A 15,673-nucleotide genomic window follows, 5' to 3' on the forward strand; every position below is an offset into this window, starting at 1 on the left:
AAAAAAACGCAGGTTCTTGAAAAGAGAAATGAATATTGTCTAGTTTTGAGAGAACAAGGTTTTCTCAAGGAAAATAGTGTGGTGATGATGGCATGGAGGATATACCTGTTCCCATTCCGAACACAGAAGTCAAGCTCCATAGCGCCGAGAGTAGTTGGGGGATCGCCCCCTGTGAGGGTAGGACGTTGCCATGCTTTATTATTCCGGCATAGCTCAGTTGGTAGAGCACCTGACTGTTAATCAGGCTGTCGACGGTTCGAGTCCGCCTGCCGGAGTTTTTTAAACTAAGAGCATTAGTTTATGGCCCGTTGGTCAAGTGGTTAAGACACCGCCCTTTCACGGCGGTAACATGGGTTCAAATCCCGTACGGGTCATTTTGCCGGTTTAGCTCAGTTGGTAGAGCATCGGTATCGTAAACCGAGGGTCACTGGTTCGAGTCCAGCAACCGGCATCCAAAGTACTTTGAGTCTGTAGTGATACAGGCTTTTTTTGTTTAATCATAGACAGCGAACAGCTTAGCAATTGCATTGTTGAGAATTAAGGCAGGCAATTGCATCATGTACAAGTTTATCTATGACTGTATCGTCCCTATGGCAATCTGTGGACATAGTGGACATAAAAGAAATTGGTAATTAGACGACCGCTGCTTGATTACAGCTTCGGATGGTCAGGCAGGTTGTTTTTATCTATGTAAATTGTGGTTTGAAATCCGTTAGGTTTTATAGCTCACAAGCCACTGACTTTAGTCGGTGGTGGTTGACAACAGACATCATTTTGCAGTTTTGTTAACTGGTTATTAAAATAGCGATGTATATCCAATAACCTGAGATAATGATGCTGTCTCGGGCTGTTTGTGTACACACCGCTGTTTTAACGACCGCTTACAAATCAAATTTGTCGTCAGATTGCTTGAACGACCCAATGAGCAACCCTTCAATAATCAATATCTGAAAAAAGTATTGCGTATTTCTTCGATGTTGCGTGTTTGAGTCAGACAAAGCATCAGTAAGATTCTGGCTTTAAACGGGGTTAAAGTATTGGAGCCGATAAAGTGGTTCTTCGGGTCAAAAATTTGCTCATCAAAAACGATCGAGTGCGGAACGCGGGAACTTCTGACGATAACTATGCCGCTTTCAGCTAATTCATCAAGTTTTTGCATCCATGCCTGAGAATAATTGCCGCTGCCGGTTCCGATGACGACAATCCCATCGCAATCGTGTTTTAGCGCATCCAGAATATCGGTGTCGGATCCTGCATAATACGTTGCCATCTTAACTTTAGGAAAAGCGTCAAATTGTTTGCTGCAAAACTTGGAACTCAGCGTGTGTTTTGTCGTTGGATGATTCGTGATGAAGACATCAGCATCGCGCATATATCCCAATGCTGCCTGTTCATTCAGACCAAAAGCATCTATTTTATGATTGTTTGTTTTTGCAATGTTGCGTGCAGAATAGATCGTGCTTGAAAACAGACACATGACGCCGCAATCGTGGGCCTTTTCATTTGCCGCAAGAGCAATTGCCTGAAAAAGATTGAACGGACCATCGGGACTCGTTGCGGTGGCAGGACGCATTGCCCCGGTCAAAACAACGGGTTTTTCAGTGGCAATCGTCAGATTAAGAAAATAAGCGGTTTCTTCAATCGTGTCGGTTCCGTGAGTAATGACGATTCCGTCAACGTCAGGACGTTTTGCCTGCTCGTTGATGGTATTGCGCAGTTTTATCCAGTATCGTTCGTTCATTTCGTTTGAATCGACCGAAATGAGCGGAACCATTTCAATTTCAGCCAGATTATTAATCTGAGGAATGGTTTCCAGAATATCGCTGACGTCAATCGTACCTGCACGATATTCTGTTGTGCGACCATCTTCTCCGCTTCCGGCAATCGTGCCACCGGTAGCAATTACGATAATTTTTTTCATTTGCTTTTGGGCGAGTTTCCAATATTTTCGAATATTGTGGCATCATTTCACAATACCTCGCCTTCTCCTTTCTTGTCGGTCGATGAGATAACATGGATGAACCTTGTCTTGAGATAGTGATCATCGACTGGTTTGATTCTTAACAATCTCATATTACCTTACTCATATTACCTTAAATGATGTCTTCTATAATGCAAAATTAGTAATAATTTAGAAGATTTTTATTAAATTCAGGCGATGAAGTCAAAATGATTAAAATCAACCTTTGGAATTAAATGAACGTTAAATCGAGCAATAAAAAATTGCATCCGCGTTAATTGCGGTTAAATTGAAATGAAAAAAACGTTAAATAAGACTCAATTTATAAAAGATAAAATATGAATCAGCTTGACCCTATGTTGTATGATTAATATAATTATAAGCATTGAGTAAAAACTCAATCATTTAAAGTGGTTTTAGACAGCAGTTATTCGTCTGGAGGAATTTTTATGGATAATAAACCACAGGATGTCTCATTCTTTGGTCACCCACGTGGATTGGCCACGCTTTTTTTCACGGAAATGTGGGAAAGATTCAGTTACTATGGAATGCGCGCCATCCTTTTGTTTTACATGTACTACTCGGTCGCAGAAGGCGGACTTGGATTTGACAAGACCACGGCTGCGTCAATCATGTCGATTTACGGATCGCTTGTTTATCTTTCAAGCGTTATTGGAGGTTTTTTGAGCGACCGTGTCTTGGGAAGCAGAAAAACGGTCTTTATTGGCGGAGTTTTGATCATGTTTGGCCATATTGCTTTAGCAACGCCTTTTGGCAGAGTTGCGCTGTTTGTTTCGATCGCATTGATCGTTATCGGTACGGGGCTGCTCAAGCCAAACGTTTCAGGAATGGTCGGCGACTTATACAGCGATACCGATCCGAGACGCGATGCCGGCTTCAGTATTTTTGTCTTCGGCATTAATATGGGCGCTTTCATTGCGCCGATTGCAGTCGGATATTTAGGACAAAACGTCAACTTCCACCTTGGATTTTCGCTTGCAGCAATCGGAATGTTTTTTGGGCTTGTTCAATACGTGATGGACGGCAAGAAGTATCTTTCAAACAACAGTCTTTACCCAAGCGATCCGATTGAAGGCGAAGAGTTGAAAAAAGTCGCAGTCAAATCAGGTTCGGGTGTCGTTTTGCTTATCTTGATCCTGATCATAATGCAACTTTTTGATGCTTTGAATATCACGAACATCATCAACTTGATTACCGTTATCGCTGTTCTTATTCCGGTCTACTACTTCATCATGATGCTTGGAAGCAAGAAAACGACCAAAGCAGAACGTTCGCGTGTTTTCGCCTACATTCCTCTTTTCTTGGCTTCGATTCTCTTTTGGTCAATTGAAGAACAAGGATCGGTCGTTTTGGCATTATTTGCAAACGAACAAACTCGTCTGACGATTTTCGGGCATGCTTTTCCTTCAAGTTTGTTCCAAAGCATGAATCCTTTGTTCATCATGATTTATGTTCCGTTCTTTGCCAAACTGTGGACGAAACTCGGCAAAAGACAACCGTCATCTCCGGTCAAGTTTGCATATGGACTGTTCTTTGCCGGAATTTCGTTTGTTTGGATGATGATTCCGGGAATGGCTTTCGGGACGTCCGCAAAGGTCAGTCCGTTTTGGCTGATCATGAGCTGGGCACTCGTAATTTGTGGTGAAATGCTGATTTCACCGATCGGGCTTTCGGTAACTTCAAAACTTGCTCCGAATGCATTCAAGGCACAAATGATGAGCATCTGGTTCTTAAGCGATGCAGTTGCGCAAGCACTTAACGCGCAGATCGTGCGTTTATATTCTCACGAAACGGAAGTCATGTACTTCGGCGTTGTCGGCATCATTACGATTGTCTTTGGAATCTTGCTGCTGATTCTTGCACCAAGAATCAGGAAATTGATGCTGGATGTAAAATAAACTAGTTTTCAGCCGGAAATTTTCCCGGCTTTTTTGCTAAATTCAGTAAAGAAACAGCTTTTTCAAAAAAGAGTTTGGGGCGAAAAAGTCGGTTATCTCACGTTTTCAGGCGTTTTTTTAAAATAATATTCAAAAAAATCGAAAAAAGACTTGCATTAAGCTTTCAAACACGTTATTATATTTAAGTCGGGTGCGATAAGGCATCAGATGTTCAAGGTAATGGAAGGGTAGCGAAGTCTGGCTAAACGCGGCGGACTGTAAATCCGCTCCTTCGGGTTCGGTGGTTCGAATCCACTCCCTTCCACCACCATTGGGGTATAGCCAAGCGGTAAGGCAACGGTTTTTGGTACCGTCATGCACTGGTTCGAATCCAGTTACCCCAATTATATATCGCTTTGAGACAAGGGTTTTATGACTCTTGTCTTTTTTTCATATCAAAGCAAAATTCTGTTTCGGTTTCAATTTCTCAAAAGACACGGCGTATGTGTTTTGAAAAATCATGAAGAGCTTGTTCACTGGTATAGTTTCGCAAAAGGTTGTAAAATGTAAGCAAGAGGTGATTTAGATGAAATTAGGCTTTATTGGTGCAGGCAACATGGCCAGGGCGATTATCAACGGCTTGATTGCTGAACAAAAGATTTCCGGTGAGGACGTGTACATACACAGTGCTCACAAAAGCAGCTATGAAAGCTATGCGAAAGAAAAAGGGCTCAATCCTTGCGAAAGCAACTCAGACGTCGTCAAAAACGCAGAGATTGTTTTTTTGGCAGTCAAACCAATCGTTTCCAAAGACGTTTTGGAAGAAGTCAGCACTGAATTTGAAAGGAAAAATCCAGTGCTCGTTTCGATGGTTACGGGCGTCAGCATTGCAGAGCTGGCTGATGCGCTGCATTTTCCGGCAGCCAAAATCATCAGAATCATGCCGAACGTAAACGTTGAAATCGGTGAGGGAATGACTGCCCTGAAGGCAGGCAAAAAGGTGACTGAAACCGAATTTTCCGAAGTAACGGATCTTTTTGATTCTATCGGCAAGACGACTGAAATGGAAGAAAAGGACTTCAGCACGTTCGTCGCGCTTGCGGGCAGTTCTCCTGCTTACGTGTATCTCTTTATCGACGCGATGTCTCGGTCGGGCGTCAAGTACGGGTTAAACAAGAGACAGGCAACTGAAATTGCGGCTCAAGCCGTTTTAGGAAGTGCTCTGAAGGTTTTGGAAGCATCCAAAAGTCCGATGGACCTTGTTGATGACGTCTGTTCTCCGGGGGGAACGACGGTAGCCGGACTTTTAGCTATGGAAGAATACGGATTTACGACTTCTGTCATTAAAGGTTTAGACGCGACAGTTGACAAAGACAAAAAATAATAGCCGTTTGCTTGACTTTTTGGTCTATACCAATTATGATTGAACTGTAATCAAAATTAAGAAAGCGGGTTCAATTATGAGCAAGGTTATCAAACATGCAGTAATTTATACTGGTTCAGAGAAGATTGAGGATGGTTACATCAGGTTTGACAAGCAGATCGAAGCCGTCGGCAGAATGAGCGAATATGTTTGCAAATCTTCTGATGATGAAATTGTTGACGTGCTGGGCAAGACGATCGTGCCTGGTTTTATTGACGTTCATAGCCATGGCGGCTACGGTTTTGACACGATGGACGGCAATGCCGACGAAATCGATGAAATGGTAAATCACATGGTTTGCGAAGGCGTGACGACCTATTTTGCGACGACGATGACGCAATCTCACCAAAATATTGAAAATGCCTTGGCGGCCGTTAAGAAAGCTGCTGAAAAAAATCCCGTCATTCAGGGCGTTCATTTGGAAGGACCGTTCGTATCGCCTGTTTTCAAGGGAGCTCAGCCGGAAGAGTATATCGAAGCTCCGGACGTCGAGCTGTTCGATCACTGGAACAAGGTTTCCGGAAACATGATCAGGCTCGTGACGTATGCTCCTGAGCACAAGACTTCGCCTGAATTTGAACAGTATTGTCTGGAACACGGAATTGTTCCTTCATGCGGTCACAGCAACGCAACAAGAGAAGAAATGAAGCATTCGCGCGCAACGCATATCACGCACTTGTACAATGCTCAGCGCGAATTTAAGCACCGTGAACCAGGCGTAACCGGTCACGCTTTGCTTGAAGACAATATTCGCTGCGAAATGATTGCTGACGGATTTCATGTTTGCCCTGACATGATCAAGCTTGCCTATGAGCTGAAAGGAGCAGACAAGATTGAACTCATCACGGATTCAATGCGCGCCAAGGGCATGCCTGAAGGCGTTTCTGAACTTGGCGGTCAAAAGGTCATCGTCAAGGACAGACAGGCTCGCCTTGAAGACGGAACATTGGCAGGATCAGTCCTGATGTTTAAGGATGCATTTGCCAATATTATGAAATTCACCGGCTGCAGCATTGAAGATGCGGTCAAGATGAGTTCAGTCAACCAGGCGCGTGAATTCAACCTGACGTCCAAAGGCGCAATTGAAGCCGGCAAGGATGCAGATTTTAATATTTTCGACGATAAGATGGAACTTGAAGCAACGTACAGCTTCGGGAGGCTTTTTAAAGAATAATCAAAATTATGGAGGGTGATTTTTTATGAGTTCACCGGTTTATATTCAAATTCATAACCAGATAAAAAAAGATATTGAGGCTGGCGTGTGGGCTGTTGGTGATCGAATCCCCTCTGAACGTGAGCTTGCTTTGGAATTTAACGTTAGTCGAATGACTTTGCGTCAGGCGGTTCAGACTTTGGTCGAAGAAGGAATCTTGGAGCGCCAAGTCGGTGCCGGAACCTTTGTTGCACGCAAAAAAGTGCAGGAAAAAATGACCGGCGTGACGAGTTTTACGGAGTTGATGGAAGAACAAGGCAAAAAACCTTCCAGTCGAACGGTTTCTTATTTGGTGACGACTCCTTCTTTGAGCGAAATGGAACGATTGAAGCTTAAAGACGATGAAAAGGTTCTTCGAATGGAGCGTATCCGTTATGCGGACGAAGTGCCTATCTGTTTCGAGGTCGCTACGCTTCCCTATAGTCTCGTCAAAGATTACGAGCGTAATCAGATTACCACGTCGCTTTATCGAACGCTTGAAGAAAGCGGACGGAAAATCGGTCACGCGCAACAAAGCGTCTCTGCTCAGGTTGCATCAGAAAGGATTGCCGAGTATTTGAACATCAAACGCGGTTCGGCAATTCTCAGGCTGAGACAGATTACGGAACTTGGCGACGGGACACCGTTTGAATATGTCAGGACACAGTATGCCGGCGACAAATTCGAATTTTATCTTGAAAAGTAACGAATCGAATTTCTTTTAAAGTGGATCTTAACGAACGATCGTGTCGAAAGCACGTTCGTTTTTTGTTTTACCGTGATAAATGCCTGGTTTTTGTCTACCTGGCTCTTCGAAACTAAGGCGCGCAGCCTCGAAAGTAGAACAAAATCCCCGAAAATTGAAAAAATGTTCTACCGCCGCCACCAAATTCGAGGCGTGCGGCTCCGAAAGTAGAACAAAATCCCCGAAAATTGAAAAAATGTTCTACCGCCGCCACCAAATTTGAGGCGTGCGGCTCCGAAAGTAGAACAAAAATTCCGAAAATTGAAAAAATGTTCTACCGCCGCCACCAAATTCGAGGCGTGCGGCTCCGAAAGTAGAACAAAATCCCCGAAAATTGAAAAAATGTTCTACCGCCGCCACCAAATTCGACCCGCGCGGAACCAAAAGTAGAACAAAAATCCAAAAAATTGGAAAAATGTTCTACTCGGTTGCTTTCGCCAAAGCAGTGTTGTCTCAGATTACGGGCAAATCTTAAAAAACGTTGCCCGTAAGCCAGTTTGACGCATTGATTGAGCAGGCGATACGCAGTGCTGCATTTGACAAAAAGTCTGTTTTCATGTCTCAAAATTGAAAAAATGCCGGATGAAATCAGTCGACCTGCGCCTTCATTTGTTCGATGCTTCATTTATTTCAAGGGTGAAACGGGACTTTTTCCAGACCCTTCTTTTGAAAAAATAAAAAAACCTGAGCCCGGTAAAAGTCTCAGGAGCTGACGCTTATTTTCCGAAAAATTTGTATCGGTAAACCAGGAGCAGATATTTCGGCAATGCCATCATGCGCAGGAATCTGGTCGGTTCCTTATAGAGACGATAAAGCCACTCGATGTGGTGATCGATCCACAATTGCGGAGCGCGCTCGGCGTAACCGGCTAAAACATCGAAAGAACCGCCGATTCCCATCCAGATGGCATCGGTGACGCGTCTGTTTTTTTCAATAAAGTATTCCTGCTTCGGAAAACCCAAAGCACAGAAAACGAAATCGGGTTCCGAAGACTGAATTTCACGAACGATTCTTGTCTCGTCTTTGAAGTATCCGTCATGAAAGCCGGCGATGACGATTCCGGGATACGTTGCTTTGATTTTTTCGATCATCGTCATGATGACTTCGTTTTTTGCACCGAGGAAGTAGATTTTCTTACGTTCTTCATCGCACCATTTCAGGATGGCAGTCATCGTGTCGAAACCGGTGACGCGTCCCGGAAGACTTGATCCGAGAATTTTGGCGCCTTTGACGATGCCGATACCATCTGCCGTGAGATAATCTGCACCTTTGATGACTGAAGAATATTCAGGATCGTTCAATGCGGTCAAAACGATTTCCGGATTGACCGTCACCACGAAACGATTTTTGTGAGAAAGGCTGTCTTTTTTTAATTGTTCGACGAATTCCTGTTGGGTAGCTTTGATGAAGTCAAAACCCAAGACGTTGACCGTTGAAAATGGCTGGGTCATGTATTTACCTGCTTTCTTTTTTTGTCTCTAATGACAATTATAACGTTGATTTGCTTTGTGTGGTACAATTAAATTTATAATGAAATTTTAGTTTAAAAGGCGTACAATGAATATGATGATACATTTTATGACATGAAGGGGAGGAGACGTTATGCGTCCTTTGCAGAAACAAATTATTGATGAACTTAAGGTTTTGCCTGAAATTGATCCTGAAAAAGAGATTCGTCGCTCAGTCGATTTTATTAAAGCGTATCTTTTGAAATATCCGTTTTTCAAATCCATCGTGCTTGGCATCTCCGGAGGCCAGGATTCGACGCTTTGCGGAACGCTTTGCCAAAAAGCAATCAGCGAGCTTCGTGAAGAAACGGGAAACTCTGATTACAAGTTTATTGCCGTTCGTTTGCCGTATGGCGATCAAGCCGATGAACAGGACGCAATGGACGCAATTGAGTTCATGAAAGCTGACAAGACCGTGCGCGTCAACATCAAACCGTCAAGTGATGCAATGATGGAGGCCGTTGAGGCAAACGGGTTGACGGTCAGCGATTTCAACAAGGGAAATATCAAGGCTCGCGAACGCATGATTGCGCAATATGCGATTGCGGGTTCCGAAAACGGAGCCGTTGCCGGGACTGATCATGCTGCTGAAGCCGTGACCGGATTCTATACGAAATACGGTGATGGCGGTGCAGACATCTGCCCTCTTTGGCGACTTGACAAGCGCCAAGGTCGTGAGATGCTTAAACTTTTGGGTGCTCCGGAACATTTGTATCTCAAAACGCCGACCGCTGATCTTGAGGAAGATCGACCGGCATTGCCTGATGAAGCAGCTTTGGGCGTAACATACAAAGACATTGATGATTATTTGGAAGGACGCGAAGTCGAAGAAAAAGCTGCCGAAACGATCGAAGGATGGTATCTGAAGACGCAGCACAAGCGTCACATGCCGATTAACGTATATGACGAGTTTTGGAAGTAAAGGAGGATGTCAATGAAACGCAGAGCAGATTTTGGGCACTACGTCAGCGTTTTGGCCGAAGTGATGGAAACGACCGAAAATATGGGCGCAAAGCTCAATCCGTTTTTTGAAACGTTCAGGAAAGCTCTTGACGAAGGAAAGGACATTTCCCCTGAAGATTATGACAAGACAAAAGCAGAGTTTGAAAACGGCGTTGAATTGTACGAGAATAACCTCAGAAAATTGCAGGGACTGGAAGCTCCGATTGCGATTATCGGGGTGCACAAGAAACTTGTCGGAGCGTATCGTCGTTTTTGTGAAGGCTGCGCTCATATGAATTCATCAATCGATTATGCTGGAAGATGGGTTGATGCGGAGCAGTTTGACGTTTCTGAAAAAGAGCAGGGAAATGCCATGGACGACATTGCCAGATTAGTCAAGAAGATTATGAGATAAAAGGAACCGCGTCTGAGATTTCGGACGTGGTTTTTATTGTAATTTTTTGATCAGACAGTATAGAATAAAAAAGAAATCGGAGGGATGCATGTGGAAAAAAGATATTTAGAAATCGTTGCTCAAACCATGCCTTGCAAAAAGCATCAGATCGAGGATGTTTTGAAGATGCTTGAAGAAGGCAATACGGTTCCGTTTATTGCTCGCTATCGCAAAGAAAGAACGGGGAGTCTGGATGAAGTTCAAATCAAAGAAATCAGCGATGAGTACCAACGAGTCGAAAAAATCGAAAAAAAACGCAGCGATATTGAAGCAAGGATCGGAGAACTCGGCAAGCTGACCGAAAATCTGAAAAAATCAATCGACGCAGCTGAAACGATGCAGCAATTGGAAGATCTGTATTTGCCATACAAGCAAAAAAGACGAACAAAGGCCCAGGCTGCAAAGGAAGCAGGCTTGGAGCCGTTTGCGCTGTGGATGCTGACGTTTCAAAAAGAAACGGTTGAGTCAAAATCAAAAGCAGTTGCACGGAAATTAGGTCTTAAAGAAGAAAAGACAGCTATTGACGGAGCAATGGAAATTTTGGCCGAAAATTTTGGCGAAAATCCCCAAACAAGACAAATGGTACGTGATCTAGCCGATAATCGCGGTAAAATTGTTGCCACCAAGAAGAAGAATGCAGAAGATGCGCAGGAAGTTTATAAAAACTATTACGAATTCGAGGTATTAGCAAAAAAACTCACATCATATCAAGTGCTGGCGCTTGATCGCGGAGAAAAGCAGGGCGTTTTGCGGGTCAAGCTCGAACTTGACGATGAGCGAATCTTGAATCAGATGTACCGCCATTATGCCAAAAATCATGAAGAAGATTCGGCAGAATATGTTAAAAAGGCTTGCAACGATGCGTACAAACGCTTTATCAAGCCGGCAATCGAACGCGAATTACGCAGCAATTTGACGGAGACGGCCGATAAAAAAGCAATCGAAGTTTTTGGAGACAATCTTTACCATCTGTTGATGCAGGCACCGCTTAAAGGTCGCGTCGTACTAGGACTTGACCCGGCTTATCGGACCGGATGCAAACTGGCAGTTGTCGATGAAACGGGCAAGTTTTTGGCCAAAGCGGTCATTTACCCGCATGAAAAGTACAAAGGCGAACGCGTTGATCAAAGGCGAGTCGCAGATGCGAAAAAGACGCTCAAGACCCTGATTCAAAAGTATGGCGTCAAGACGATTGCCATCGGAAACGGAACGGCAAGTCGTGAATCAGAAAGTTTTGTCGCAAACGTTTTAAAGGAAATCGATGAAAAAGTCTCCTACGTAATCGTCAACGAGGCCGGTGCTTCGGTCTATTCGGCAAGCGAAATTGCCAGAAGAGAATTCCCGGACTTCAACGTCGAAGAGCGCTCCGCAGTCAGCATCGCACGCCGTTTGCAGGATCCGTTGGCAGAACTGATTAAAATTGATCCGAAGGCAATCGGCGTCGGACAATATCAGCATGATCTGCCTGAAAAGGATTTGGATGAAAGGCTCAAGTTCGTAATCGAAACGGGCGTCAACAAGGTCGGAGTAAATCTGAATACTGCCAGTCCGCAGCTGTTGGAGCACATTTCAGGGCTGAATGCGACGACCGCACAAAATATCGTGGATTATCGTTCAGAAATCGGGCGATTTGAAAAAAGGTCGCAGTTAAAAAAGGTCAAGCGCTTAGGTGACAAGGCATTTGAACAGGCTGCCGGCTTTTTGCGTATTCCAAACGGCAGGGAACCGCTTGATAATACGGACATCCACCCCGAAAGCTACGATCTGGCGCGCCGATTGTTGACGGAGACGGGGCTAAAAAATGAAGAGCTGTCGACAAAAGCCGGTTTGGAAAAGCTCAGCTGCTTTGATCCGCAGGCTTTTGCGAATAAAACGGGCGCAGGCGTTCAGACCGTTGAAGACATTGTGGAAAGTCTGAAAAAACCCGGGCGCGATCTGCGCGATTCGATGCAAAAACCGCTGCTGAGATCGGATGTTTTGCACCTTGAGGATTTAAAAGAAGGCATGAAGCTTCAAGGCACGGTGCGCAACGTCGTGGATTTCGGGGCATTTGTGGATATCGGGGTCAAACAGGACGGTCTTGTTCACGTTTCCAGACTCAAGAAAGGTTTCGTTAAAAATCCTTCCGATGTCGTGTCCGTGGGGGATATCGTGGACGTGTGGATTGACAGCGTGGATGAAAAACGCGGTCGCATTCAATTAACGATGGTGGATCCAAAAAATGAATGATCAAGCGCTTCAAGGACTGGTCGAAAAAATTTCTTCAGAAGATTTTGGACGCAAATTTAAACACCGTGCCTTCTTTAACGGGCGCTTAAGAACGACGGGCGGAAGATATCGATTGAAAGACCACGATATTGAGATTAATCCCAAAATGTTGACGGAACATGGTTCGAACGTTCTGATCGGCATCATTAAACATGAGTTGTGTCATTATCATCTGCATTTGGAAGGAAAAGGATACAAGCATAAGGATCCGGAATTCAAGGCATTATTGAAAAAAGTAAATGGTTTGCGTTACGCACCGGAATTAAAATCTGAAAAGCCAGGGGTTGAAAGATTTTATATCTATAAATGCGAAAAATGCGGGAGGCTTTATCAACGCAAACGTCGCGTCAATACCGCGCGCTTTGTCTGTTCAAAGTGCCACGGAAATATTAAATTGGTCGAGATTCATGAGTATTGATAATTTTTTTTGAAAAAGACTTGCGTCCGCTGAAAATGACTGTTATAATGAATAACGTTGTTGCGGGTATGGCGGAATTGGCAGACGCGTCAGACTAAGGATCTGGTGGGCGTTGAGCCCGTGATGGTTCGAATCCATTTACCCGCATGATTAAGATTGCAGGACTGATGAAGAATCGGTTCTGCGATTTTTTTGTTTTACGATAATTTTTTTGAAATTAAGGGTTGCATAGCTGTGAATAACTTGATATAATTAATGATGTTGTCGCGGGTATGGCGGAATTGGCAGACGCGTCAGACTAAGGATCTGGTGGGCGTTGAGCCCGTGATGGTTCGAATCCATTTACCCGCATAACGCAAGCTGCAGTGCTGAGAAATCGGTCTGCAGCTTTTTTAATGCGTTCGATTGTTTTGAATGATCAAAGTATTCCGCATTAATGAAAAAACTGGTAAGATATACCTTGGAAAGATTCGAAAGGATACGAAACATATGTCTGTTAAAATCAGTGCGAGCGCAGGCTACCTGCCCAAAAGAATTGTTACGAACGACGAACTGGCGTCAATTATGGAAACTTCCGATGAATGGATCAGAAGTCATACCGGTATTAAAACGCGTCATTTTGCGATCGGAGAAAATACGTCCGACATGGCTGCAAAAGTAGCCGTCAGTCTGATGGAAAAAGCCGAAGTCAGTCCTGAAGAAATCGATCTGATTATCGTTTCGACGATTTCTCCGGATTCGATCACGCCGTCAACTGCAGCTTTGGTTCAAGGAAAGACCGGTTGCGTCAACGCATTTGCATATGATATTTCTGCCGCTTGTGCCGGATTTGTTTTTGCGTTGTCCACTGCAGAAAAGTTTATTCGCTGCGGTCAGTACGAAAAAGCAATCGTCATCAGCGCAGAAACGAATTCCAAGATGATGGATTTCAAGGATCGAACGTCTGCCGTCTTTTTTGGCGACGGAGCAGCTGGAGTCTTGTTGGAATCAAGCAAAAACCCCGAAGATGAAAGCTTCATCGCAGAAGAACTGCATGCAAAAGGAAACGGGAAAGTCATCCACAGTGGACGCATCGAACCGATTCAGGCAATTTCTGCTGAAAATTACCCAAAGATGGATGCTTTTTACCAAGACGGCCGTTCCGTTTATAATTTTGTGACTGACGAAATTACCGTTCATATGTGCGAATTTTTGAAAAAGGAAGGTCTGAAACCTGAAGACCTTGATTTGGTGATCACGCATCAGGCCAATCTGCGTTTGATTGAAAATATTGCCAGGGCTTTGAATCTGTCGCTTGAAAAATTTCAGATCAACGTTCAAACGGCCGGAAACACTTCATCGGTCGGAATCCCGTTGGCCTTGTCGGAAGCACTTGCTCAAGGCAAGAGGCCGAAACGTTGCTTGTTGACGGGCTTCGGTGCCGGGTTGGCTTATGGCAGCTTGTTGCTTAGATTTTAGTTTTTGTCCCCTTGTCCTTTGACAAGCGGACTTTTTGCGTTAAAAAGATGCTGCTCGACCAGTCTTAGCCAAGATCTCACTCAAATCTACGGACAAAGAGCCCATTTTCATCGATGTATCCGTAAACGGCAGAGCTTTTGCCAAATGCGGGTCTGATAAATCAGCGGCCAGGCTTACAGTCAAAATTACCGCCAAACTATTTTGGGTTATTTCCATCGTGGAAAGCAATCGTCCTGCATACGAAAAAAACCGGATCAGATTTGCGATTAATTGCAAATCATCCGGTTTTTCGATTTGAGGCATTATTTTTCACAGCCTCTATCATGTGCTTGTTATTGTCCAATTGCCTCGGCGCCTGCGATGGCCTGTTCGGCAATGCCTGTATCGTCGGTAAACGTTTCGGTCGATTCTTCCAGTCCGAGTTCTTCACGAATGTTTTTTGAAACGCGTGCTCGTTCCTTTGACGTTGCAACTTGCCATGAGGTTGAATCATACCATCCGTTTTTTCCCTGCAGACAATCGGATTTGATGTTTGAGGCAGCCTTTTTGTAATTTGTTTCGATGGCCCACATGTCATCGTAGCTGAGATCGGTTTGCATGTTGTCTTTGACTGCCTTTAGAATGTCGTCAAATTTTGAGACGTTTGAAAAATTCAGAGCCTTCTTGGCAATAGCCTGAATGACCTGGCGTTGACGTTTTTGCCGACCGTAATCTCCGAGCGGATCATCGTGGCGCATGCGAGCATAAGAAAGTGCTGCTTTGCCGTCAAGAGTCTTTTTTTTGCCTTGAACCACGTCCGCATCTTCATATTGGAACGTCAGCGTCGGAGTGACGGTGATTCCGCCGATTGAATCCACGACTTGTCTTAATCCGCCCATGTTGAGCAGCACGTAATAGTCAATCGGAACGTCGAGCAGCTTTTGAATCGATTTGATGGTCGTCGGAACGCCGCCGACAGAATATGCGGAATTGATTTTGTCATACGGATCGCGGCAATTCGGAATTTTAAGCAAGGTATCGCGCGGGATGCTCGTCAAAGTCGTCCGCTGCGTCGTCGGATTGACGGTGGCGACAATCAGCGTATCGGTTCTCCCCGTATCGCTTCGGCCAAGGTCGCCAGTATCGGTTCCTAGCAGCAGAATCGAAATCGGTTTTTTTTCTTTCAAGACTTTTGAAACGTTGCGCGCTTTTTTGATTTTGACTTTTTTATATGTTGTAGTGATCGTCTTTTCAGCCGTATGTAGCATGCTGTAGAGATAAGCACCGCAACCGTAGAACCCGCCAAGCAAGGCAACCAGCAAAAAGCTGCAGACCCATTTTCTGATTTTGGTTTTGTCTTGCGAGTCAACGGATCGTTTAGTATGAACTGACATTTCAAATCCCCTTTGAATGAAATATTGAATAGTA

At 44.4% G+C, this 15,673-nt stretch carries 13 protein-coding genes, 7 tRNA genes and 1 rRNA gene; 17 read left to right on the forward strand and 4 right to left on the reverse strand.

All coding sequences use genetic code 11. From position 1 onward, the window contains the following. The first annotated feature begins 77 nt into the window (after positions 1-77). The 4 genes from rrf to BMZ95_RS05460 all read left to right on the forward strand — a co-directional run bounded on the left by rrf (position 78) and on the right by BMZ95_RS05460 (position 451). Positions 78-194 (forward strand): 5S ribosomal RNA (gene rrf / locus BMZ95_RS05445). 8 nt (positions 195-202) lie between these two features. Continuing rightward, positions 203-275 (forward strand) — tRNA-Asn (locus BMZ95_RS05450). A 27-nt stretch (positions 276-302) separates the two neighbouring features. After that, positions 303-374: transfer RNA gene (locus BMZ95_RS05455), tRNA-Glu, on the forward strand. A gap of 4 nt (positions 375-378) precedes the next feature. Continuing rightward, positions 379-451 (forward strand) — tRNA-Thr (locus BMZ95_RS05460). Positions 452-940: 489 nt separating this feature from the next. On the opposite strand, the gene BMZ95_RS05465 is transcribed toward BMZ95_RS05460, so the two are convergent. Beyond that, positions 941-1,921, reverse strand: a complete 981-nt coding sequence (locus tag BMZ95_RS05465; RefSeq protein WP_046922583.1) for an asparaginase — start codon at positions 1,919-1,921, stop codon at positions 941-943. A gap of 488 nt (positions 1,922-2,409) precedes the next feature. Here BMZ95_RS05465 and BMZ95_RS05470 point away from each other — a divergent pair, with 488 nt between their 5' ends. The 6 genes from BMZ95_RS05470 (at position 2,410) to BMZ95_RS05495 (ending at position 7,179) form a co-directional block, all read left to right on the forward strand. Further along, positions 2,410-3,879, forward strand: coding sequence for a peptide MFS transporter (locus BMZ95_RS05470; protein ID WP_014072938.1), 1,470 nt, complete (start codon positions 2,410-2,412; stop codon positions 3,877-3,879). Between the two features lie 221 nt (positions 3,880-4,100). Then, positions 4,101-4,186: transfer RNA gene (locus tag BMZ95_RS05475), tRNA-Tyr, on the forward strand. 4 nt (positions 4,187-4,190) lie between these two features. Beyond that, a tRNA-Gln gene (locus BMZ95_RS05480) sits at positions 4,191-4,262 on the forward strand. Positions 4,263-4,444: 182 nt separating this feature from the next. After that, complete coding sequence (gene proC / locus BMZ95_RS05485; protein WP_003696840.1) at positions 4,445-5,242, forward strand: pyrroline-5-carboxylate reductase; 798 nt, start codon at positions 4,445-4,447, stop codon at positions 5,240-5,242. 76 nt (positions 5,243-5,318) lie between these two features. Then, positions 5,319-6,455: an N-acetylglucosamine-6-phosphate deacetylase gene (nagA, locus tag BMZ95_RS05490; protein WP_014072939.1), complete on the forward strand. Its 1,137-nt coding sequence runs from the start codon at positions 5,319-5,321 to the stop codon at positions 6,453-6,455. Between the two features lie 25 nt (positions 6,456-6,480). After that, positions 6,481-7,179 carry a GntR family transcriptional regulator gene (locus tag BMZ95_RS05495; RefSeq protein ID WP_014072940.1) on the forward strand — a complete coding sequence of 233 codons (699 nt, stop codon included), beginning with the start codon at positions 6,481-6,483 and terminating at the stop codon, positions 7,177-7,179. Between the two features lie 755 nt (positions 7,180-7,934). On the opposite strand, the gene BMZ95_RS05505 is transcribed toward BMZ95_RS05495, so the two are convergent. After that, entirely contained in the window at positions 7,935-8,669 is a 735-nt protein-coding gene (locus BMZ95_RS05505) for a WecB/TagA/CpsF family glycosyltransferase (protein ID WP_046922585.1), read from the reverse strand. Between the two features lie 151 nt (positions 8,670-8,820). Here BMZ95_RS05505 and nadE point away from each other — a divergent pair, with 151 nt between their 5' ends. The 7 genes from nadE (at position 8,821) to BMZ95_RS05540 (ending at position 14,266) form a co-directional block, all read left to right on the forward strand. Further along, on the forward strand, positions 8,821-9,648 hold the full coding sequence (nadE, locus tag BMZ95_RS05510; RefSeq protein WP_014072942.1) for an ammonia-dependent NAD(+) synthetase: 828 nt from the start codon (positions 8,821-8,823) through the stop codon (positions 9,646-9,648). Positions 9,649-9,660: 12 nt separating this feature from the next. Continuing rightward, complete coding sequence (locus tag BMZ95_RS05515) at positions 9,661-10,083, forward strand: hypothetical protein (RefSeq protein WP_046922586.1); 423 nt, start codon at positions 9,661-9,663, stop codon at positions 10,081-10,083. A gap of 90 nt (positions 10,084-10,173) precedes the next feature. Further along, entirely contained in the window at positions 10,174-12,351 is a 2,178-nt protein-coding gene (locus BMZ95_RS05520) for a Tex family protein (RefSeq protein ID WP_046922587.1), read from the forward strand. After that, entirely contained in the window at positions 12,344-12,808 is a 465-nt protein-coding gene (locus BMZ95_RS05525) for a SprT family protein (protein WP_046922588.1), read from the forward strand. The genes BMZ95_RS05520 and BMZ95_RS05525 overlap by 8 nt, the downstream gene beginning before the upstream one ends. A 62-nt stretch (positions 12,809-12,870) precedes the next feature. Further along, positions 12,871-12,955 (forward strand) — tRNA-Leu (locus BMZ95_RS05530). A gap of 119 nt (positions 12,956-13,074) precedes the next feature. Further along, positions 13,075-13,159: transfer RNA gene (locus BMZ95_RS05535), tRNA-Leu, on the forward strand. Between the two features lie 138 nt (positions 13,160-13,297). Further along, positions 13,298-14,266, forward strand: coding sequence for a beta-ketoacyl-ACP synthase III (locus BMZ95_RS05540; protein ID WP_046922589.1), 969 nt, complete (start codon positions 13,298-13,300; stop codon positions 14,264-14,266). A gap of 39 nt (positions 14,267-14,305) precedes the next feature. Here the strand turns inward: BMZ95_RS05540 and BMZ95_RS10825 are convergent, their stop codons facing one another. Continuing rightward, entirely contained in the window at positions 14,306-14,569 is a 264-nt protein-coding gene (locus BMZ95_RS10825; protein ID WP_046922590.1) for a hypothetical protein, read from the reverse strand. A gap of 29 nt (positions 14,570-14,598) precedes the next feature. Continuing rightward, complete coding sequence (locus BMZ95_RS05545) at positions 14,599-15,639, reverse strand: LCP family glycopolymer transferase (protein WP_180376728.1); 1,041 nt, start codon at positions 15,637-15,639, stop codon at positions 14,599-14,601. Between the last annotated feature and the right edge of the window lie 34 nt (positions 15,640-15,673).

It is taken from the genome of Ligilactobacillus ruminis DSM 20403 = NBRC 102161 (assembly GCF_900113455.1).
Classification (GTDB): domain Bacteria; phylum Bacillota; class Bacilli; order Lactobacillales; family Lactobacillaceae; genus Ligilactobacillus; species Ligilactobacillus ruminis.